24 protein-coding genes are annotated in these 19,844 nt (G+C 41.4%); 12 read left to right on the plus strand and 12 right to left on the minus strand.

The window, feature by feature from the left end; translation table 11 throughout:
• Nucleotides 1-2: 2 nt before the first annotated feature.
• Nucleotides 3-887 carry a helix-turn-helix domain-containing protein gene (locus LQ188_RS15325; protein ID WP_230177318.1) on the minus strand — a complete coding sequence of 295 codons (885 nt, stop codon included), beginning with the start codon at nt 885-887 and terminating at the stop codon, nt 3-5.
• 180 nt (nt 888-1,067) lie between these two features.
• On the opposite strand from LQ188_RS15325, the gene LQ188_RS15330 reads away from it, so the two are divergent.
• Nucleotides 1,068-2,105: an NAD-dependent epimerase/dehydratase family protein gene (locus tag LQ188_RS15330; protein ID WP_230177319.1), complete on the plus strand. Its 1,038-nt coding sequence runs from the start codon at nt 1,068-1,070 to the stop codon at nt 2,103-2,105.
• A 79-nt stretch (nt 2,106-2,184) separates the two neighbouring features.
• Here LQ188_RS15330 and LQ188_RS15335 read toward each other — a convergent pair whose 3' ends face one another.
• Both LQ188_RS15335 and LQ188_RS15340 read right to left on the minus strand, forming a co-directional pair.
• Nucleotides 2,185-3,291, minus strand: a complete 1,107-nt coding sequence (locus LQ188_RS15335) for an iron-containing alcohol dehydrogenase family protein (RefSeq protein ID WP_230177320.1) — start codon at nt 3,289-3,291, stop codon at nt 2,185-2,187.
• Between the two features lie 54 nt (nt 3,292-3,345).
• Entirely contained in the window at nt 3,346-3,582 is a 237-nt protein-coding gene (locus tag LQ188_RS15340; protein WP_230177321.1) for a MetQ/NlpA family ABC transporter substrate-binding protein, read from the minus strand.
• Nucleotides 3,583-3,779: 197 nt separating this feature from the next.
• Here LQ188_RS15340 and LQ188_RS15345 point away from each other — a divergent pair, with 197 nt between their 5' ends.
• Nucleotides 3,780-4,604 (plus strand): MBL fold metallo-hydrolase, encoded by an 825-nt coding sequence (locus LQ188_RS15345; RefSeq protein WP_230177322.1) that lies wholly within the window; start codon nt 3,780-3,782, stop codon nt 4,602-4,604.
• Between the two features lie 56 nt (nt 4,605-4,660).
• Here the strand turns inward: LQ188_RS15345 and LQ188_RS15350 are convergent, their stop codons facing one another.
• From LQ188_RS15350 to LQ188_RS15375, 6 genes are all read right to left on the minus strand, one after another.
• Entirely contained in the window at nt 4,661-4,849 is a 189-nt protein-coding gene (locus tag LQ188_RS15350; RefSeq protein ID WP_053534060.1) for a hypothetical protein, read from the minus strand.
• A gap of 85 nt (nt 4,850-4,934) precedes the next feature.
• Nucleotides 4,935-5,138 carry a YheE family protein gene (locus tag LQ188_RS15355; RefSeq protein ID WP_230177323.1) on the minus strand — a complete coding sequence of 68 codons (204 nt, stop codon included), beginning with the start codon at nt 5,136-5,138 and terminating at the stop codon, nt 4,935-4,937.
• 63 nt (nt 5,139-5,201) lie between these two features.
• A complete protein-coding gene (locus LQ188_RS15360) occupies nt 5,202-6,398 on the minus strand; it encodes a YheC/YheD family protein (RefSeq protein ID WP_230177325.1) in 1,197 nt (398 codons plus the stop codon).
• A complete protein-coding gene (locus LQ188_RS15365; protein WP_101224205.1) occupies nt 6,395-7,762 on the minus strand; it encodes a YheC/YheD family protein in 1,368 nt (455 codons plus the stop codon). The genes LQ188_RS15360 and LQ188_RS15365 overlap by 4 nt, the downstream gene beginning before the upstream one ends.
• A gap of 3 nt (nt 7,763-7,765) precedes the next feature.
• Nucleotides 7,766-8,836: a YheC/YheD family protein gene (locus LQ188_RS15370; RefSeq protein ID WP_101224204.1), complete on the minus strand. Its 1,071-nt coding sequence runs from the start codon at nt 8,834-8,836 to the stop codon at nt 7,766-7,768.
• Between the two features lie 16 nt (nt 8,837-8,852).
• Complete coding sequence (locus LQ188_RS15375) at nt 8,853-9,866, minus strand: YheC/YheD family protein (protein ID WP_230177327.1); 1,014 nt, start codon at nt 9,864-9,866, stop codon at nt 8,853-8,855.
• A 37-nt stretch (nt 9,867-9,903) separates the two neighbouring features.
• Between LQ188_RS15375 and LQ188_RS15380 the strand changes: the two genes are divergently transcribed.
• From LQ188_RS15380 to LQ188_RS15405, 6 genes are all read left to right on the plus strand, one after another.
• Nucleotides 9,904-10,110: a hypothetical protein gene (locus LQ188_RS15380; protein ID WP_230177329.1), complete on the plus strand. Its 207-nt coding sequence runs from the start codon at nt 9,904-9,906 to the stop codon at nt 10,108-10,110.
• A gap of 536 nt (nt 10,111-10,646) precedes the next feature.
• On the plus strand, nt 10,647-10,850 hold the full coding sequence (locus LQ188_RS15385; RefSeq protein ID WP_230177331.1) for a hypothetical protein: 204 nt from the start codon (nt 10,647-10,649) through the stop codon (nt 10,848-10,850).
• Nucleotides 10,847-10,957, plus strand: a complete 111-nt coding sequence (locus LQ188_RS15390) for a hypothetical protein (RefSeq protein WP_101224201.1) — start codon at nt 10,847-10,849, stop codon at nt 10,955-10,957. Before LQ188_RS15385 ends, LQ188_RS15390 begins: the two co-directional genes overlap by 4 nt.
• Nucleotides 10,958-11,030: 73 nt before the next feature.
• Complete coding sequence (locus LQ188_RS15395; RefSeq protein WP_101224200.1) at nt 11,031-11,387, plus strand: YlbF family regulator; 357 nt, start codon at nt 11,031-11,033, stop codon at nt 11,385-11,387.
• Between the two features lie 147 nt (nt 11,388-11,534).
• A complete protein-coding gene (locus LQ188_RS15400) occupies nt 11,535-12,401 on the plus strand; it encodes a Cof-type HAD-IIB family hydrolase (RefSeq protein WP_101224440.1) in 867 nt (288 codons plus the stop codon).
• Between the two features lie 133 nt (nt 12,402-12,534).
• On the plus strand, nt 12,535-12,783 hold the full coding sequence (locus LQ188_RS15405; protein WP_101224199.1) for a transcriptional regulator SplA domain-containing protein: 249 nt from the start codon (nt 12,535-12,537) through the stop codon (nt 12,781-12,783).
• A gap of 299 nt (nt 12,784-13,082) precedes the next feature.
• On the opposite strand, the gene LQ188_RS15410 is transcribed toward LQ188_RS15405, so the two are convergent.
• On the minus strand, nt 13,083-13,532 hold the full coding sequence (locus LQ188_RS15410; protein WP_230177333.1) for a DinB family protein: 450 nt from the start codon (nt 13,530-13,532) through the stop codon (nt 13,083-13,085).
• Between the two features lie 391 nt (nt 13,533-13,923).
• Between LQ188_RS15410 and LQ188_RS15415 the strand changes: the two genes are divergently transcribed.
• On the plus strand, nt 13,924-14,322 hold the full coding sequence (locus LQ188_RS15415; protein WP_230177335.1) for a hypothetical protein: 399 nt from the start codon (nt 13,924-13,926) through the stop codon (nt 14,320-14,322).
• 199 nt (nt 14,323-14,521) lie between these two features.
• Here LQ188_RS15415 and LQ188_RS15420 read toward each other — a convergent pair whose 3' ends face one another.
• Nucleotides 14,522-15,400: a dimethylarginine dimethylaminohydrolase family protein gene (locus LQ188_RS15420; RefSeq protein ID WP_202190619.1), complete on the minus strand. Its 879-nt coding sequence runs from the start codon at nt 15,398-15,400 to the stop codon at nt 14,522-14,524.
• A 392-nt stretch (nt 15,401-15,792) separates the two neighbouring features.
• Between LQ188_RS15420 and LQ188_RS15425 the strand changes: the two genes are divergently transcribed.
• Both LQ188_RS15425 and LQ188_RS15430 read left to right on the plus strand, forming a co-directional pair.
• Entirely contained in the window at nt 15,793-17,409 is a 1,617-nt protein-coding gene (locus LQ188_RS15425) for a long-chain fatty acid--CoA ligase (protein WP_101224195.1), read from the plus strand.
• A 92-nt stretch (nt 17,410-17,501) separates the two neighbouring features.
• A complete protein-coding gene (locus tag LQ188_RS15430) occupies nt 17,502-18,299 on the plus strand; it encodes an enoyl-CoA hydratase (RefSeq protein WP_101224194.1) in 798 nt (265 codons plus the stop codon).
• Nucleotides 18,300-18,395: 96 nt separating this feature from the next.
• On the opposite strand, the gene LQ188_RS15435 is transcribed toward LQ188_RS15430, so the two are convergent.
• The gene (locus LQ188_RS15435; protein ID WP_101224193.1) at nt 18,396-18,584 is read right to left on the minus strand and encodes a YhzD family protein; all 189 of its coding nucleotides are present in this window, start codon (nt 18,582-18,584) and stop codon (nt 18,396-18,398) included.
• A gap of 295 nt (nt 18,585-18,879) precedes the next feature.
• Between LQ188_RS15435 and cysK the strand changes: the two genes are divergently transcribed.
• Nucleotides 18,880-19,803 carry a cysteine synthase A gene (gene cysK, locus LQ188_RS15440; RefSeq protein WP_101224192.1) on the plus strand — a complete coding sequence of 308 codons (924 nt, stop codon included), beginning with the start codon at nt 18,880-18,882 and terminating at the stop codon, nt 19,801-19,803.
• The last annotated feature ends 41 nt before the right edge of the window (nt 19,804-19,844 follow it).

Here is a 19,844-nt window from a genome sequence, read left to right on the forward strand (position 1 = left end):
AATTAATCATTCAGAAGAAAAATCAAGTACGCAGTAAGGGCATGACGGAAGTTTCTAATATCGAGACCAGTTCTTTCAGAGAATTTATCGATTCGGTATTGTAAGCTGTTCCGATGTATATAAAGCTGTTTGGCGGCATAGGTGGCATTGGAATTACATTCAATATACGTTTTAACTGTTTTGATAAGCTCAGTATCCTGCTTGGTCTTGCCAAGAATTTGATTGATATACCACTTTGCATTCTTAAAGGATGGTTCATTTATTAATGAATGAGGGATGATATCTGCCAAATCAGTCACCTTTAGATCCGGCAGATGCACCTGTGCCAAATCAAAACACCTTTTCTCCTGGGCCCAGTGATGGTGAAGGTCTTGATTTACAGGATGAAATCGCCCCGTGAACATACGGGTCTTTACATAAAAATCACTCTCAAGCGTGGAAGAAATGGCGATTAGTTCTTTATTTGATAATGGTTCATCCTTGTCTGTTTCAATTAAGACTCCTGCCGTTTCATTTTCCCAGATAATAGCTGCGTCAGATGGAACGAAAGCGAGGAAGGCCTCTTCAAAATCGGGGTTGGAAAAATCAGCATGAGTCAGCTTGAAATGAAGGAATCGAACATTCTCCCAGCTCGTTAAAGGCAATGGTGCATTCGGTTCGGATAAAAAATTTTTCCATGATGAGTCTGGATGTGCATTGAGGTTCTTTGGGTTTATGGAAGGAGCAAAAAGCAGTTCCAATAAACGGATTTCCTCGGCTGTGATTTCTGAACGGGGAATGCCAAGTATACTTCTGGAATCTTCGAACCAAACATAATCAGAAATATCATCAGTATCCTTTTTATTGGTAAGAGCGTTCGGGAATTTTTGTTTAAGATTTTCAAGCATCGGTTCCACCTTCTTTCTCTCTTTCCATATCATTATAGCGAAAAAGAATAAAGTTCAAAAGATTAGGATATTGCCAGTTTTTCCGAAAGGGAAAATCAAAGAAAAGTTGCAAGTATTATTAATGTTAGGAAAGGGTATTGCGTATGCTTTATGGAATATCGTTAAAGAGGAGGAGATCTTATGAACATTTTACTATTGGGCGGTACACGGTTTTTAGGCCGGTATTTAGCAAAAGCTGCGATAGGGAAAGGGCATGATGTCACACTTTTTAATCGTGGAAGCGATCCTTATGTCTTTCCCGAAATAGAACAGTTAAAAGGGGACCGCGACGGGGACCTGGAAATGTTGAAAGGGAGACAGTGGGATGCAGTCATTGACACATCAGGATTTATCCCTCGAACTGTATCGAAATCCTGCAGATTGCTTAATCAAGTTAAACACTATACATATATTTCAAGCATCTCAGTTTACAGTGATCCGACCGAGCCAGGAATTGATGAAAATGGAGAAGTTCATACACTAAATGAAGATAAAGCAGAGGAGATCACCCACGGAACTGCTGGACCGATATACGGTGAATATTATGGACCGTTAAAATCATTAAGCGAAAAAGCAGCTGAAAAAGAACTGCCGGGGAAAGTCCTGTCAATTCGTGCCGGGCAAATAGTGGGTCCATATGATTACACTGACCGATTGCCGTACTGGCTTAAAAGGATAGCGGATGGGGGAGAAATTTTAGCTCCTGGACGCCCTGGACGTCCAATCCAAGTTATCGATGCAAGGGACTTGGCCCAATGGATCATACAAATGATAGAAAAAAGCATGACAGGTACGTATAATGCCGTTGGCCCAGATTACACACTGACTATGGAGCAATTACTTGAAGGCTGCAAAAAGGTAACAAGAAGTAATGCTGATTTTACATGGGTATCTGAAAAATTTTTAAAGGACAATAAAGTAGAACCGTGGGGAGAAATGCCTTTATGGATACCAGAAGAATTCCCTTTACCTGGAGGAAAGGAACCTTTGAATGGGTTTTTGGCTGTCGATAACGATAAAGCCATCAATAATGGACTAACATTCCGTCCCCTATCAGAAACTCTCGAAGATATATGGAATTGGGAAAAGAGCCGTCCGGAATCTGCCGATAGAAAAGCAGGCATTCACAGACAACATGAAAGTGATCTCCTTGGATTATGGAAACAGACAGTAGGTTGAAACATTCTTTTATTATTATTTTTAAATAAACAATGTGAAGGAAATTAAAAAAACGATGGGGTAAAAACCCCATCGTTTTTTAGTTCATGGAGCTGCTTGCATGGTTTGTGAGGATTTCAAGGTTTTCCATGGCGGCTGCCACTTTTTCCTTGTTGATATTAGGGAAAAGGAGATGGATGTCTTCACCTTCTTTTACAGAGTGGGCTGCAATCTGTTGAAGTTCGGCCTTATGTTCAATCGTCAGGCCAATATCAGGCAATGTCATCGGCAGTTTAAGCACCTGGTAGATTGGCAGCAATTGTTTGATTTCCGAGAATTTCCCTTCTAGCACAAGCTGGACTAAAATGCCATATGCCACTTTTTCCCCGTGAAGTAAATGATTCGCTTGCGTGATGGAAGTAATGCCATTATGAATGGAGTGGGCACCGGCAACGCGCAGGTACTGGTCGCCAAAGCCGCCAACTAGACCGCTGGTGATGATGTTCGTTTCAATGACACGCTGCAGCGCGTCTGACCATTTACCCTTTTCCAAATCAGCTAGGGCTTCCTCGCCATATGTCAATAAAACTTCCTGACATTGCCTTGCGGCTATATGGGCCAATTCAATACAAACGGACTTCGTGGCAAGCTTTTCGGCCAGTGCATTGCCCTCGTACCATTTCGCCAATGTATTGCCGATTCCGGCACGTAAATAGTTAATGGGTGAATTAAGAAGAATTCCTGGTTCAATAAATAACATCCAAGCGCTTTTTTCATGAATATCATAGCGGACATATGAACCATTATCATCATAAATGACACTCAACGGTGTCCAGGCAGCGCAGGTGGAAGCCAGGGTCGGAATGAGGATGATTTCCTTTTGAAGCAAGTTACCGGCCGATTTGGCGAGGTCGAGCAGCTTACCTCCGCCAATGCCGATCAATGCATCCGCACCGTGTTCATGAGCGGAGTTCTTGACGCGTTCAATTTCCGCATCACTGCATTCCCCGCTGTATGTGAAAAAGTTCGTCTCAATATTTTCTAAGGAAGGAAAAAAGGGTTCAGCAACTTCCCATGATTTTCTCCCATGAATAACGAGCACTTTACGAATGTTTCCTTTACTCAGTTTTGCTTCCAGTGTTTCAAGGACATTAGCTTTACAGGCATAATAAACGGGGCCGCTGCGGACCTCCAGTAAGGTATTCATATTCGTTCTCCTTAATGAAAGGCCTGTACCCGGTAAAGGGGAAGCAGGCCTCGATTATTTGATCAATTCATCCAGTTTGGATTTCCGAAATTTGTCATCGATCACTTTTTCAAACTGGTCGGATTCCACTACTGATATAATATCCTTGGGAATTTGAGCGTCTACATCTTTTGTATTCAATGCAACAACGTTTAGATACATATCCGATATTTTTTTCTGAAAGAAGGGCATCCCTGTGGTCCATTTTCGCTGCAAGAGCGAAGTTGCCAAGGAGCGCCGATAGGTCAACATCGCCTCGCAATTGAGCGTATTTCAATGGTTTGAGTTGGATGTAGGCCGGGATATTATACAATAATCCAGCATTTACATCCAGGTTAATTATACCAACATTTCCTTGTCAAAAAGGTAAAGTGGTACTACATTTATTATAGTAAAGTTAAAAAAAGGAAGATAAAACTATTTTTGTACAATGATGGGGAGGCGATTGAATGATAGAAATTAAAACGATAAATGATGTGGTTTGTGTGCATGGGACTCCTGGCGGGAACAAGTCGGGGATGAGTGTTAATGTTTTTTTAACGGATGGACTATTGATAGATACTGGCGCACAGATTTTACTGGAAGAGCTTATTCCGTTCTATGAGTCCGCAGACTTCGACTCAGTGGCCCTGACTCACTATCATGAAGACCATACGGGGGGCGCTGCATGGATACAGGAACATAAAAAGGTGCCGCTTTTCATTCACCCGATGTCGGTTGAGGTTTGTGCAAAGGATGCTGTATATCCTGAATATCGCAAAATTTTCTGGGGGAAGAGAGACGCCTTTAAAGCTGAGCCGCTAGGGGAGGTCATTCATTCACGCACCCAAGCGTGGGAGCCGATTTTTACCCCCGGCCATGCGAAGGACCATATGGTGTATTTGAATAACAGTAATGGAGTGCTCTTTTCAGGAGACCTTTTCGTAACACCAAAGACAAAGCTTGTCTTACGGGAAGAGTCTATCCCGGTCATCATTGATTCCATAAAAAGATTACTTCAATATGACTTCGGGGAAGTGTTTTGCTGCCATGCTGGGCATGTCCCTGATGGAAAGGAAATGTTCAGGAAAAAGTTGGATTATTTGGAAAACCTCCAAGGTGAAATTTTACGCCTGCATTCTCAAGGGCTGACCGTTCATGAAATCCAGCAGGTCGTTTTACCGAATCGCTATCCTCTTATCGAGATATCTGGGCATGAATGGGATTCAGAGCATATCATTACATCGATATTAAACGAAAATATTTTGAGTGCCAGGGAGAATCGAACAATTTGAATGTTAACGGTCTGACTGATATAAAGGAGAGCTCTCCATAAGAGAGCCCACATAATTCATTTATTGATATTGGGATCTGTTTCATCATAAAAATCATGTGCTTCTTCGATGTTCTGAAGGTTAGCGACTTCATACACATTTCCGCCCGCCATTCCTTCATTGATGATACGGTCGATATCAAGGTAAACGGAGTCCTTGCCATCATATTCGGTATCCTTCAAAAATGTCATTTTTTCTTTATCCAAAATAAATCCCTCCTAGCCTTTTCTTTAGTTTAGGCAAAGGAGTTTTTTTTATTCTGTTTAGGGATTTCATGAATGTAAAGGCGGTTCATTCATATACATGGAAGATCATTAAATCATGTATCATGCTATTAAGTTTGGCTTCATCTGTTTCGGAAGGCGGATTGGCTGTCCACTCGATGGATCCATCTTTATGATACAAGGCTTGGATTGCCTGCTTGTTGAAATAAAAGGAAATTTTCCATCCTGGCAGATTCTTATGCAGTGGTGTCCATTGAAAATGAGTAATCATATGTATTACCTCCATATATACAGTTTCTCATTTAATTATAATGGAAAACGGCAGCTGGAGGTGCTATTTAATTGTCAGGCTGGGAAAAGTTAATTCAATAAAAAGATTTTTTAAATGCAAAAGCCTGTTTGTTTCAATTTCCTCCTCATCGAATTGCATGGGCTTTGAGTTCACCTCGTATATGAAGAGCGATCCTGATTCGTCTTCCCCTATATCCATGGAAAACTCTCCGAGAAATCCGATTTTTTTTGAAAGTATCTCACCGCTTTTTTGGGCGATTTTCGCTAATTTTCGATTCAGGCTTCTTGATTGCAGGTCTTGATAAGGAAAGATCTTACCCCCTTGGGGAGTGTGGGTGGTGATTTCCTGAGTTTGTGACATCCTTACCGCTTTGCCGGTCACTTTATAAAAACCTTTTTCATAATGGACCAGAATCCGGTAATCATAACGGTGTCCAAAAAGTTTTTTTGGAATGATCGCCTGTTGAGCAAGGTAGCTCCTTTTTAATAAATCCCTTTTTTTTGTTTCCCAGAATGACGCGAAATCCGGGAAGGACTCACTATGCTTTAAGCTATTGAACAATAGTGTATCATCATCATTTCTGATAATGGTATAAATGCCTTTACCTTGGCTTCCTTTGCAAGGTTTAAGGTATATATGCCTGTAGGTCTCCAGGAAAGCATCAAGGCAGCCGCTGTTTCGCAAGACCATGGTGGGCGGAAGGTGATTGGTGAGGGATCCTTCTTCCATCAATGCTTCGAACATCACATATTTATCTATGAAACAGGGGTTGAAAAGATTCATTCGAGATTCTTTAAAATATCCGATGAGCTGTTGGAATTCTCCTGACGCCTCATAGCTCCTAGAGGGGATTCGGTTATAGACGATGTCAGGGAAGGGCACTTTACATTCGATCCACTTGTTTGAAATGGAGGAAAAAACATACCCTCTCATCGATTCGGAATGAAGGGCCTTTTCTGTGAATACATACGCCAATATTCCATGTTTCAATAAATATAGTGATAGGTCCCGAAAAAGGGTCAGGTTTCCACCCAAACCTGATTCCTTTTTGGGATTGGAAACAGTCAGTATGCCGACGGCAAGCATCCGGTTACCTGGAAATATGGTGATAGGAATTAGGGGTTGATTCGTATGATCCTTATTATAGCTGATTACCTCTTCGGCAGAGCCGGCGAAAAGTTCCGCATTTTCTTGATTGTGGTACCAATTTTCAGTGGGGATATCGTAAAAAATGTTCATCGCGGCACACTGATTGATTTCGTAATCGTCTGTTCCGTAAGATAAATGGCGTAATCAAGGCTAAGCTTTCTGGTCAGCAATTCGAAATCCTTGAGTTTTGGATGGGAGAAGATGGAACGTCCCGGTTTGGAATTGGCTTCAAACATCCAAACCTGCCCTTTTTTATCCAATCCAAAATCAAATCCTATTTCTGCAACGATGCCGTCCAAGTTCTTTTCTATACTGTCACTTAAAATCAGTGCGGCTTCCGATAGCTTTCGTTCGACTTCTTTGGCCTCACCGTCATCTCCAAACAGTTCGGCAACCGTTTTGATCACACCCCCGCTTTTAATATGGGTCGTGACGCTGCCGGCACCGGCGATTTTTGCGGCGATCGCGGTTACCTGCCATTTTCCATTACTGTCCTTGTTCGTATGGACCCGGAAATCCACTGGACGTTTTTCAGATCGAATTAATGGGATGCCCTGCTGCACGATAAGATTCTCAAGCGGCCGGTCGTGAAAAATATGTTTAACGATGGATTCCAGTGTGGAAAACTTTTGCAGTTTATTTTCTTTTGCTTCATTTGTATAGCGGCAATAGTAAACATTCTCATGCTTATCATAAAGAATTTGATGAATCCCTAGGCCGAGGCTGCCGTGAATGGGCTTTATATAAACTTGCCGGTAATGGGAAAGAAGGGTTTCCACCACGGACATGGATTGAAATGGATACGTTTCCGGCAAATATGGCAGTGCCCGCTCATCTGCGCATAACCTTTCATTTACCTCCCATTTATTGAAAAAACCAGGATTATACCATGGAATGGTATATTCTTTTTGAAATTTCTGCTTCACTTCTTTAGGTCCATCGCGGTTTTCCGTCAACCGATTTGGGAGCCGGTCATAGATGACATTAGGAAAAGGAAATTCATTAATGTGCCAGTCATCGTTATCAAACACATAACCTTTGATTGTCTCCTCATCCCAATTGATTACATTCTCCCCAAATACAAAGGGGATACAGCCTGTGGTCCTGCTAAGCGAAAGGAGCTTTGCGAAAAAATCCGATCTCTCGCCCAATGGTTTGTTTGAAATGCCGGTGAAGCCTGATGAAAAGATTCCGACCAGCGGTCCGATATGAATGCTCTTGCCGTAAATGAATAAATGAAGGGGAATATCGGTATGATCGAATATTAGAGATTCCGCAAGACTTTCCGAAAGGACGATTGATTGATTGACGGCCGGGTTTTGTTTGACGGTGGCAGGACATGAATGTCGTCCGAAATAAATTAATTCAATCTCTGCCAAATCTCCAAGCTCTGAAGGGTAGTAGAGAACATTGCCGGGGATAGCGGCAATTTCGGCAGGATAAGTCTTTCTCACTATCTATTCACCTGCTTTCTGAAGATGTTCGGCTAAATACTGGCTATATTGAAACGGTGCGCGATGAATATCTTTCATGGTCTCCGGCTGTAGTGCCTGAATGATTTTCCTTCCGGGCTTCGAGTTAATGTCCATTATCCATATTTGGCCTTTTTTATCGATGCCTATATCGATCCCCAACTCGAATAACCTTTCAAAGACAGCTTCGGCTTCAGCCGGCAGGGTGCGAAGGATATGCTGAATCTTTTGTTCGACGGCAATCGAAATCGTTTCCGGGTTTCTTTTGATGAAATTATCCAATGAAATGGCTTCCCCGCCTGTGGCAAGATTTGAGGTGATTCCGTCCTTTTGTCCCGTACGAATTCCGCGGCCACGTTCCATCCATTGATTCTTCTCGTTTTTTTGAAGTAAAATCCGTAAATCGAATGGCTCGTTATTTTGGTTGCAAAGCTCCAAATATGGCTGGCAGAGGTAACGGTATCGATTTAATAAATGCTGCAGCCATTTGTTAAGCTGAGATTTGGAGGGGAATTGTCGGTCATATTTGGTGCCCTTTTTCGTCATGGATACCAAGGTGCCGTCCTCGTTTTTTGAAAGCAGATAGATCCCTGTACCGCCTGCACCGAATTCAGGTTTGATGATGATTTTATCCAGGCGTTCCAAATGACCGGTAATATCTTCAGGTGTCGTCACTTGTACGGTCTCTGGAAAAAATGCCTGTAGGTGTGGATGGTTTTTTAGGATTTGATACACTTCCCACTTACCAGGAAGGCCAAGCCCCAAGAAATACGAGTTATCTTTTAACCAATCGATTTTGTGCCGCGTTTCCGTTGACTCCCGGACTAATCCGTGAAAACAGCGATCATAAACAAAATCAGGTATATCAAAAGATGCGGCGATCCAAGTTTCATTCTCGTCATCAAAACGCTCGCCGCGGACTTTTTTCAGATCCATATCAATATTTTCCGGTGAGAATTTACAAACTTTCATATTAAATGATTTTGCGGTTTTGGCTATTTCGGTGAAGTAGTTGTTTTCATGTGTATCCGACGCGGCCATTAATCCTATTAACACGTGCTAGCAACTCCTTTTATGGATGGTTTTCGCGGTTAAGGGCAAGCATGAAATCTATGATGGATTTTACTGATGGACGAAAGGTTTCATAGTTGCCTTGAAATTTTTTCGAAGGCTTTGAATTCACTTCGATGATCCATGGATGGGTATCGGTATCCAGTGCTAAATCGATCCCTAGCTCCCCGAATGAATCTTCATGGTTTTCGACCAAGGCCTGGGCAGTGTTTTTAGCCAGCCGAACGAGCTTTTGATATATGCGGCTGGCGTTCTGAAGGTCAAATGCTTCCTTTAGAAAATCCGGGCCATTTTTCATCAAGCCGCCTTGTGCAAGATTGGAAACGATAGTGCCAGGGTCCCCAATCCGGGCAACCATTGAAGAAACTTTCCATTCAAGCAGTTCGTTCCGGTGAAGAAGTATACGGAAATCAACTTTTCTCTGATCGGTTTCGAATAGGGAAATCCCTTTTTGAAGAATGAAGGATTGTTTTCTGGAAAACCTTTTTAAGGTTTCGTACAACTTTTCATCCGTATCAGCAAAATGCACATCCTGGAGATTTCCGGATTGCTCGATTTTCCATTTTCCAGCTACTTGCGTTAATCTGCATATATTCCTGCCTTGGCTGCCTGATGCGGGTTTAAAGTAGATTACCGAATGCTTTTCTATAAACCTCAAGAAAGATTCCATTTCGTTAAAAAGTATCGTCTCCGGCAAATTTGGCAACAGCTCATTTTCTAAGATTAGCAGTTCATGTACATCATGTTTGGAGAGGAACCTTCCATTGAACATCGGTATCGACCGTTCCTCCAGTTCAGTTTTAAACAGCTTGAAAGAATGCGATTCCTCAAGTTTGCGCGAATGTATCCGGTTATAAAACACATCAGGAATGGGGAGGTGCAAGGTTTGCCAGCCATCTTGCCCAGGCAGGTATCCTTCCACAACTCCTTCTTGAAGAGACTGCAATTTTACTAAATAGAAGGGGATTCCTTGCTGATTACAATATGATTTCATTTCCTGATAAAATTTTTCCATCTCACCGAATGTCCCGTCTTGCAAGGGAGTCTGGTTCATGAGTGAAGCGAAGAAAGGGCCTATTTTAATTGACCTTCCTTCCGCATTGTATGAGACGGAGATTGGATCGCAAAAACTGGGTAAGGATAAAGTTTGGTTCATATCATATGAAAGTTTCAATGTAGGCTGGGATGACGGGAATGGCTGGACAAGTACCGGGACCGAACGGCATCCAGCCATGATCGTTACGGGTTCTCCAAATTGAAGGCCCCATTCCTCAAATAGTTTTTCCTCGATAAACAGTAGCGCCTTCTTTCGCGTCTCTGCGGGATTTACCGTAATGAAAACTTTCTGATGGTTAAGGTTCATAATAATTCCCCGTTTGCACTAAGTTTAATATCCTTTAATAATTAAATGATGGGCAAATGTGGATAACACATTCTATGTTCTTTTAATTAGAAGGTGTCATCAAGCCTCTATTTAAAGCAATAAATGGAGAAATTTCATGGAGTTTTGGTTAAGGATACTGTATGGTCGTCTTAGGTGCTGTAATAGGTGGCTTCACTAAATTATTAGCTATCACAATGCTGTTCAGACTTTATAAACCAATCTATATTTTCGGGAAACAGCTGCCTATGACACAGTGTTGATTCCGAAGCGGCAGAATGTGTTAGGCAACAGTTAGGCAAATTGGTGTTGATCATTTAATCACGCCAGAGTGCATTCAAAGTAAAGTCATCAGATGCCTCTATACAGAATATGAAAATTTTCGTGAAGGCAGAAGTAAAGAAAGCATTGTCCTTGGAAAAAAGTACTGCTCAAATGCTTGATCAACTGGGAATGAAGAATTCTTCATTTACGTTAGAACAGAGATTACAAACATTCTTTCTTGGTAAAAATGAAACATGGGCGGAAGAGAAACGATATAACGAAAAAACGGCTGAAATGCTTCCTGTCGCTTCGATCATGAATAAGCCGGTTCCATTTCCCGACTTGAGGAAATGATCGTTTCCATCACTAAGAAGGAATTGTCGATAATCATCTACCTTGGGGCTTTGCTTGGTGGAATAATCGGTTTATTTCAAGGTTTCGTAACTGTTTTAATAGGATGACGTGTAATTCGCAATCGGATTTGTTATAGTGGAAAAGGTGTAGGAATACAATGATTACCGGGAGGGGAAATAAATGAGTAACGTATATGATGCAGCGTATGAAATGGAAAAGGCAATTAGGGCAAGTAATGAATATGCCGATTTGCAACGCTTATATGATCTTGTCAATTCTGATGAAGCAACAAAAGGAATGTTTGAAAACTTCCGTAATTTGCAGATGACATTGCAGCAAAAGCAAATGATGGGACAGGAGATTGCACCGGAAGAGGTTGAGCAAGCACAAAAGACGGTACAGCTTGTCCAACAAAACCCAACCATTTCACAATTGATGGAAGCTGAACAACGGATGAGCATGGTCATAGCAGACCTCAATAAAATTATCATGAAGCCGCTTGAAGATTTATATGGCTTACCTGAACAACAGCAATAAGAAGTTACAGACTCCCTTCCATAATGGTTGGGGGTTTTTTTGTTTCCTGTAAGCACCGTTGCAAGGGTCGTGAACCACTATTTGTTCTATTCCCGAAATTTTAGTCATAAATTTGGAAAGAGGATACTACAGATGGGGGAGATCAGCATGGTATATCGACTACTTGCGGTCAATATCGACGGGACATTGCTCCAGTCGAATGGCCGTTTAAATAAATCGACCAAAGAAGCAATAGATTATGTTCACCAAAAAGGTGTCCATGTTGCACTTGTGACGTCAAGAAACTATCACTCAGCAAAAAAAGTGGCCAAAGCCCTAAAAATAAATCCGATGATCGTTGCTCAGCAAGGAGCCTTTGTCGGAGCTTCCATAGAAAAGCCGATAATGGTAAAAAGAATATCAGAAGAACTGACTGCAGAGCTCGTGCAAATGCTTGAAAAGACAACGTGCCAAATATTGCTCATTCATGAGAAATACTCGCTGGGCAATCGGGTGAACCTCCCGGAGAATTTGCTTGGTAAATCGGTAATGTATTTGAATGATCAAAATATTTATGCTCAAAATTATGTGGATGATATCAGTGAAGAGCTTATTGACCAGCCGATGGCCCCGACGAAGATGGACATTATATTTCCAGAAAAAAGTGCTCGAAATGATATGTTGAAATTGATAAAGGAAATGTTCCCTGAGGTTGATGCAATCTTGCATCCAGGACATAAGCTGACAATCGTTCCGAAGGGTGTTTCTAAATGGAGCGGTGTATTGTATTTAGCTGACCATTTAGAGGTGAAAAGAACGGAAATCGTCTCGATTGGAGATGGATTGGATGATATCGAGATGATTGCCGGTTCCGGTCTGGGAGTTGCCATGGGCAATGCGGATGAGGAAGTAAGGAAAGTGGCTAAATGGGTGACGCGCTCCAATGACCAAGATGGTGTTGCCTATATGCTGAGGGAATTCTTCCGGAAACAGCATCCAATCGATTTTTTACAAAAGATGAATATGCTTAAGTGAATGGCGGGGCTCCTTCATATAGAAGGGGCCCCATTCAGATAATTCCGCTTTTTAGGCCTGTCATATTTCATAAATAATTATAAGCTTCTTTCCATAAGCTAAAGTAAACTCAGTAATGGAAAGGAAGAATTCAATGGGTGTAATCAATGCAAAAGAAGTGCAAGTCGGTGACGAGGTGTTTGTGATTTATAATAATCCCCACGTTCCTACCGTTTCGAATATAAGGGCGGCGGAAATCGTTCAGCATCCCAAAGATCCAAATGCAGTTGCCTTGTTCCTGAACGATACATTTCATACGATTGAGGACGATGATGCTTTGTTCACTTCGGAAGCCGCAGCGGAAAAAGCATACAGTGATTATATGGATAACCAAATGACTTAAAGAGACGTTCACTTCGCATGAACAGATGAAAGCCCTCGCTCATAGAGCGGGGGCTCTTTTTGATTATATTTACGAGTAAACGCTCGAAATTCACGAGTATTTGTTTCAAACTCACGAGTAAAACGCTCGGAATTCAAGAGTGGATGCTCGAACTCACGATAAAAGCTCGAACTCAGATAAAAGCACCCATACTCCCATGTCAGAGGCAATTAGTGATTGAAACAGCATATTTGACTGTGAAAAATAAAAAAATGCCACTCCTATTTCAAGAAATACAGAGTGACAGTTATGGTCTAATCTCAGTTATTGGATTGGATTAAGAGTTTCATTGCGTGAATTTGTCCAATATGATTGGCTTCATGGAGCACTACAAAATTAATGAATTCCCCCACTGTTTCCATTCCGTTGAAAGGCTGTGGTGTTTTTTCAGTCAATCGTTCCTCTGGAATTTCAAGAAGTCGATTGAGTTGTTCATGCAGTTGTTGCTTTAATACTTCAACGGTAGGTACGTCCCCAGTCCAGTCCGCTGGTTTTGAACCATATCCGAATAGTTGGCCGTAATTCGCTGGCAATTCACTATTGGAGTCCAATAAAAATTTTTCGGCTGCAGTAAGGACATGTCCAAGGTGCCAATGGATTGTATTATTAAAACCTTCAGGCTGTACATCCATAAACTCTGGTTTGATTCCATCGATTTCTTTTAAAAGATTGCCGCGCATGACTGTTAGCTGATTTTTTACATAATTCATTTTACATTCCCCTTTCAATCTTGTTTTTTTCTAAACGCTATCCCATGAAATTATAGCAAGGATATTTCAATATTATCAAATTTTAGCTAAGTCTTTTCAATAGGGGAAGGCTTATCAATTTAAAAGGGTTCTTTATTGTCGGCTAATAATGGAATTAAATGCAATATAAGCAAGTATGTGCTTTTGATGAAATGGAAGGAAGGCTGCATCAACTACTTTCTGAATGGTTGAATGCAGGTCCAAGGGATACAAGGGGTCAAGAACTCTTAAGCCAAAAGCTTAAGTTTTTTTGGTTAATAAATCGACAAACATACCTATTACTCTTTTGCGTGGAGAAGTATAATGAAATATATTGGATAATTAATCCATTGGGTATGAGGAGATGACATTAATGAAAAGGAAACAGCTGCTTGTTGCACTTAGCCTATTATCAATAACGTTAGCTTCGGGCTGTACAACAAAGCAAGAACATATTTCCGTTCAAAAGTATGAAGGTAAACACTACAAATTCGAAGCATATAAAGAAAAGATAGAAATGGGGAAAACAGAAAAAACAAAAGAAATAGTAAGAAATGCAGATTGGGAAGAATTCGCGTTGGCTGAAGATCATCCTGAGGCGGACTTCATCTTTTATTTTAATGATGAGAAAAACGAAGGTAGACTAACCGTATATTATGTTTGGGTCAATCCTGATGGAAAGATTGTAGAATTGACGAAGGATGAACACAGTAAGTATGTACAGTTAAATAGAAAGGATTCAAAAATCTTATTAAGTCTGCTGCATAAATGAAAAGGCCTCCAGACAAGCATTAACATTAGAACTCTCATGTGCCTCAATATCAACAGAGTTATTTGAAAAAGTGTAATGGATGGAATCGAGGCATTAAAAAAAGAACTAAACCCTTATTCCTTCCTGTTTTATGACACCTTTTTTGAAAAAAGGCGAAAGAACCCGGATTTCCATACAAGTCCGGGTTCTTTCATTTTGCTCAGGCTGAATCAGTCTTCTTATTCGTTGTCCTCAATAGTGGCATAGTGCAGCAACGGAAGGAGCCGCCGGACTTGATGATTTCGCTTATATCGACTTCGATGACTTCGTATCCGCGTTTACGAAGCTCACTATTTACCTGTTTATTACATGGAAGACTGAATAATTTTTTATTCCCAATCGAAAGCACATTGGTTCCTAATGTGAATTGTTCTTCTTTAGTCACTTCGATCATGTCATAACGTGAAGATAATAAATCCATTTCTTTTTTTGTAAAGGACTCTGGAAAAATAAGCGCTTCTGTCGGTGATATGATATTGAAAACACAATCTAAATGTAGGAATGTTTCAATGAAAGGAACCGCGATGACATCGTATTCCGGTAATAAGGTTTGAAGATGCTTGACGGAAGTTTCATCCGTTCTTTCACTGATTCCAATATAGATGGTCTTTCCGTCAATAAGGACGTCCCCGCCCTCAATATGATTTTTGAGTAGGTTGAAATATGAAATGCCATTCGTTTCGAGCCAGGATTTCAATATTTGTTCTTCACCCTGCCTGATACCTGTTGCCAACTCAGCCACATAAACGGTATTGCCAAGAGTGAAACCGATATCCCTAGTGAAAACTTGTTCTGGATATGTAAATTGAGGCGTAAGTTTTATGACTTCAATTCCTTCGTGTTCAAGTGCCTTTGTAAATTGGGTGTGCTGCTTCAAGGCTAGTGCTTGATCGATATTTTCCTCTTGAAACTCTTTTTGTGTTTCGTTAATGATCTCCCGGATTTCCATATAACGAGGTTCACAGACGATCACCCGTGATAGCTTTGAATATTCACTCGCGCAATAAGCTTCTAGTTCTTCGTTTATTTTGTTTACCATAAATGAGCTCCCTCTAAATATAATTGTATCTTTACTATTTCCTCTTTTTTCTAGAAAGAAACATAAAAATATATGTCAGGGAACTGCACCGATAAATTTGGAGGGTTTAAAAATAACTTTTCAGATTACGCTCCTAAGAAATGATTCCGTTATATACCGGTTTGATCCTTTCAAATCGAAGAAAGCGAGATTGCCTGCAGTTTTTTATTTATAAAACATTCCAGTCGTTTCAGAAATCCGTTCCCTTTCCGAAATCGTCAAACTGATTTAAAAATTTTATCTAGATAAACCCAAATTCAAAATAATCGTAAAAGGCACCTAGGGATAAAGGATTATATTTTTTCTGGTCGAATATATAATGAGGATGCTTTTAATATAAGGGGGAGATTGTAATGATGGATACTCCATTGATCATGACTCAAATCATTGAGAGAGCTGAAAAATATTTTCCGAAGAAAGAGGTAGTTTCGCGTACGGATGGTGGAATTCACACATTTACATATGCAGAGATTGCTGAGCGTACAAGAAGGCTGGCCAGTAATCTTGAAAAATTCGGCATTCAAACCGGTGACCGTATTGGAACGCTTGCCTGGAACCATCATCGGCATTTAGAAGCATATTTTGCGATTCCTTGTCATGGTGCTGTCCTTCATACAATCAATATGCGTCTGTCTCCTCAACATGTTTCTTATATCGTCAATAGTGCGGAGGATCGATTATTACTGATAGACCCAGATGTCATTCCCCTCTTGGAAGCAATTAAAGATGAGTTAACGACAGTGGAAGGGTACATCATTATGACGGATAAAGAGGAGCTGCCTGAAACGACCCTTTCACCCATTTATCATTATGAAAAATTATTAGCCGAGGGGAATCCGAAACAGCCATTCATTCAAACCTTGGATGAAAATGCGCCTGCCGGCATATGTTATACTTCCGCCACGACTGGAAATCCGAAAGGTGTGGTTTATTCACATCGCGGAATTTTGCTGCATGCGATTGCACTGGGGCTTGCCGATTCCACAGCATTAAGCGAACGTGATGTAGCCCTTCCTGTCGTGCCGATGTTTCATGTAAATGCTTGGGGCATGCCTTTTGCCAGTGTTTGGTTTGGAACGAAGATGGTTTTGCCGGGACCCTATTTCACCCCAAAGATTTTGGCTGAGCTTATAGAAAAGGAGAAGGTTACAATCGCAGCAGGGGTTCCGACGATATGGCTGGGCTTATTGAAGGAGCTGGAAGAAGGCACCCATGATACGAGCAGCATTCGCACTGTTCTATGCGGAGGGTCGGCTGCTCCAAAAAGCATGATTCAAACCTTTGAACAAAAGTATGGGATACCATTCCTGCATGCCTATGGAATGACTGAAACGAGCCCGCTTGTTTTTGTTTCGAAACCAAAAAGCTATCAGGAGGACCTCCCTGAAGAAGAACTTTATGAGTTGAAGGCCAAGCAGGGCCTTGTTTCGCCAATGATAGAAATTAAAGTGGTCGGTCAGGACGGCGAAGTGAAACCAGATGGAAAAGAAATGGGCGAATTGCTGATCAGGGGTCCTTGGATAGCGAATGAGTATTTTAAGGATGAACGGTCAGAGGATACGTTTAAAGATGGCTGGCTGTATACGGGGGATGTTGTCACGATTGATGAAGAAGGATTCGTCAAAATCGTTGACCGGACGAAAGATTTGATAAAAAGCGGCGGTGAGTGGATTTCTTCCGTAGATATAGAGAATGCATTAATGGCCCATGAAGGAATCTTTGAGGCGGCGGTAATTGCAGTGCCTCACGAAAAATGGCAGGAACGGCCGATCGCTTGTGTTGTCTTGAAGGGCGCATATAAGGGGCAAGTGTCCCAGGAAGACATCATCGAATTCTTAATGCCGCAGTTTGCAAAATGGTGGCTGCCGGATGAAGTGGTCTTTTTGGATGAAATTCCGAAAACGGGTGTTGGGAAGTTCTTGAAAAGGGCATTGCGTGATCAGCTTCAGGATAAATATATCAATAAATAATGCTGGATCTGTATAATTGTAACTTTTCCCCCTATTCTGATAATGGTGAGGAATATATAATAGAGTCATAGAACGAAAGAGGAGGAAATAAATTGAGTATTGAATCGACATCACCTGCAGGCACTGTTTTAGTCACATATTCGGACAGGACTGCCACTGTTGCAATGAACCGTCCAGAGGCCATGAATGCTTTAAATCCGAAAATGCTGCATGACTTTATTCATGCCCTGAAGGAAGTAAGTGAGAATGATGATGTGGATGTCGTCATTTTAAAAGGGAATGGGAAAGCATTTTCCGCAGGTGGTGACATTAAGATGATGCTCTCGCCTGGAAAAGAAAACGCTTTCGATGAACTGATGGATGGAATCAGTGAATTGGTGACCACTCTATACTTCATGCCTAAATTGACCATCAGTGCCATTCATGGCGCAGCTGCAGGGCTTGGGTTAAGTATAGCTCTTGCAACCGATCATCTTATTGCCGATTCGGAAAGTAAGGTTGCGATGAATTTTATCGGGATTGGATTAATCCCCGATGGCGGGGGACACTTCTTCCTTGAACGCCGTCTTGGAGAAGTGGGTGCAAAAGAACTAATCTGGGAAGGTAAAGTGCTTACTGCGCTTGAAGCAAAAGAAAAGGGCCTCATTCATGAAGTGGCTGACGGAACCTTGGAACATGCGGTAGAGAAGAAAGTGCAATCATGGCTGCAAAGCCCGGTTCAGGCCATGATTAAAACGAAAAAAATCCTTAGTGAAAAAAATCGCCCGCTATTGATTAAGATCCTTGAGATTGAAAAAGCTGCCCAGATGAAAATGCGCCAAACAGCGGACCATCAAGAGGGAATAAAAGCATTCGTGGAAAAAAGGAAACCGAACTTCATCGGAAAATGAATGAAAAAGGCCGTCACGTTATTGTGACGGCCTTTTTTATATAAGGAATGTGTCTGAAACTTGATCATGTTTTAGTGATTGCGCTTCCATTTTCGATCAGCGATGAAAAAGCAATAAAGCGCCTGACGGTGATGTACAGCGATGTGTTCGATCCTGATAGTTTTTTTCCTTCAACAGATCTTGTCCCAATTCTTTAGCTTGCTCATCATTCTCGGCTGTAAATGATTCATCCAATAGTTTTTCCCCTGACGGTTCAAAAACGGTTAATTTGTATATTCTGCTCATTTCAAAAACTCCCTTATCAAAAATGTTATTGTCTTAGTAACTGTTATCAAAATTTTATCATTATCTGTCAATTTTGACTATTGTTATGTGAGGGAAATGTATTAAGACAGGGAATATTGATATGTAGCTGAATATCTTGAAAAACGATGGAAAATAACTATACCGAACTAACTTCAAAACAAAACCTATTTATACTAGAGGAATTCTCTCTTTAAAATGAAAAATCATAAATGATATAATGAACCTGAGTAAAAGTGCATCTAGGAAGTGTATGGATCGAAGGGGGATTTTTTGAATGACGGTAAAAATCGTTAATAATATCACTGAATTGATAGGAGATACACCTGTTGTAAGGATTAATCATTTAACGGCGGAGGGTGATGCTGAAGTATTTGTGAAACTTGAATATTTCAATCCGAGCCGCAGTGTAAAGGATCGAGCTGCCTTCAACTTAATTAGGCAGGCTGAACTGGACGGCATCATTCAATCCGGGGCCACGATCATAGAACCAACATCAGGTAATACAGGTATTGGGCTTGCTATGAATGCCGCGGCAAAGGGGTATCGGGCGATTATGGTCATGCCGGATAATATGTCGAAAGAAAGAATCAATATCTTAAAGGCATACGGAGCGGAAGTTGTCCTAACCCCTGCATCAGAGCGGATGCCGGGAGCCATCCGTAAAGCTGAGGAACTAGCCGCAGAAATTCCTAATAGCTTTATTCCGCAGCAATTCGAAAACCAAGCCAATCCTGATATTCACAGAGTGACGACAGCAGTCGAGATTCTGGATCAGATGGATGGTAAACTGGATGTGTTTGTCGCTACTGCTGGAACGGGAGGAACGATAACCGGTACAGGTGAAGCCTTAAAAGAACATCTGCCGGATTTAAGGGTTGTAGTTGTCGAACCTAAGGGTTCCCCAGTTCTTTCGGGCGGAAAGCCTGGTCCTCATAAGTTAGTGGGTACGAGCCCTGGATTTATCCCCAGCATCTTAAATACAGAGGTATTTGATGAAATCGTTCAAGCGGCTGATGAAGATGCGATATCCACCATGAAGGATCTGGCTTCGAAGGAAGGTATATTGATTGGACCTTCAGGAGGTGCCTCTGTCTGGACTGCCCTGCAGGAAGCCCGTCGTCTTGGAAGTGGAAAACGAGTATTATGCATTGCACCGGATAATGGTGAACGCTATTTAAGTATGGATATTTTTGAATGATGAAAAAGACCGAATGCCGTGAATGAAACAATATTCACGCC

The organism is Peribacillus sp. Bi134 (assembly GCF_918698065.1).
Classification (GTDB): Bacteria; Bacillota; Bacilli; order Bacillales; family DSM-1321; genus Peribacillus.

Bases quoted from the DNA above. Each gene is read 5' to 3' on its own strand.
- LQ188_RS15405 (WP_101224199.1), top strand. From the start codon at position 12,535: ATGGGTGTAATCAATGCAAAAGAAGTGCAAGTCGGTGACGAGGTGTTT.
- LQ188_RS15355 (WP_230177323.1), bottom strand. From the start codon at position 5,138: ATGATTACTCATTTTCAATGGACACCACTGCATAAGAATCTGCCAGGA.
- LQ188_RS15425 (WP_101224195.1), top strand. From the start codon at position 15,793: ATGATGGATACTCCATTGATCATGACTCAAATCATTGAGAGAGCTGAA.
- LQ188_RS15345 (WP_230177322.1), top strand. From the start codon at position 3,780: ATGATAGAAATTAAAACGATAAATGATGTGGTTTGTGTGCATGGGACT.
- LQ188_RS15380 (WP_230177329.1), top strand. From the start codon at position 9,904: ATGAGTGAAGCGAAGAAAGGGCCTATTTTAATTGACCTTCCTTCCGCA.
- cysK (WP_101224192.1), top strand. From the start codon at position 18,880: ATGACGGTAAAAATCGTTAATAATATCACTGAATTGATAGGAGATACA.
- LQ188_RS15395 (WP_101224200.1), top strand. From the start codon at position 11,031: ATGAGTAACGTATATGATGCAGCGTATGAAATGGAAAAGGCAATTAGG.
- LQ188_RS15325 (WP_230177318.1), bottom strand. From the start codon at position 887: ATGCTTGAAAATCTTAAACAAAAATTCCCGAACGCTCTTACCAATAAA.
- LQ188_RS15390 (WP_101224201.1), top strand. From the start codon at position 10,847: ATGATCGTTTCCATCACTAAGAAGGAATTGTCGATAATCATCTACCTT.
- LQ188_RS15400 (WP_101224440.1), top strand. From the start codon at position 11,535: ATGGTATATCGACTACTTGCGGTCAATATCGACGGGACATTGCTCCAG.
- LQ188_RS15375 (WP_230177327.1), bottom strand. From the start codon at position 9,866: ATGGAAAAATTTTATCAGGAAATGAAATCATATTGTAATCAGCAAGGA.
- LQ188_RS15415 (WP_230177335.1), top strand. From the start codon at position 13,924: ATGAAAAGGAAACAGCTGCTTGTTGCACTTAGCCTATTATCAATAACG.
- LQ188_RS15340 (WP_230177321.1), bottom strand. From the start codon at position 3,582: ATGTTGACCTATCGGCGCTCCTTGGCAACTTCGCTCTTGCAGCGAAAA.
- LQ188_RS15435 (WP_101224193.1), bottom strand. From the start codon at position 18,584: ATGAGCAGAATATACAAATTAACCGTTTTTGAACCGTCAGGGGAAAAA.
- LQ188_RS15330 (WP_230177319.1), top strand. From the start codon at position 1,068: ATGAACATTTTACTATTGGGCGGTACACGGTTTTTAGGCCGGTATTTA.
- LQ188_RS15410 (WP_230177333.1), bottom strand. From the start codon at position 13,532: ATGAATTATGTAAAAAATCAGCTAACAGTCATGCGCGGCAATCTTTTA.
- LQ188_RS15360 (WP_230177325.1), bottom strand. From the start codon at position 6,398: ATGAACATTTTTTACGATATCCCCACTGAAAATTGGTACCACAATCAA.
- LQ188_RS15420 (WP_202190619.1), bottom strand. From the start codon at position 15,400: ATGGTAAACAAAATAAACGAAGAACTAGAAGCTTATTGCGCGAGTGAA.
- LQ188_RS15335 (WP_230177320.1), bottom strand. From the start codon at position 3,291: ATGAATACCTTACTGGAGGTCCGCAGCGGCCCCGTTTATTATGCCTGT.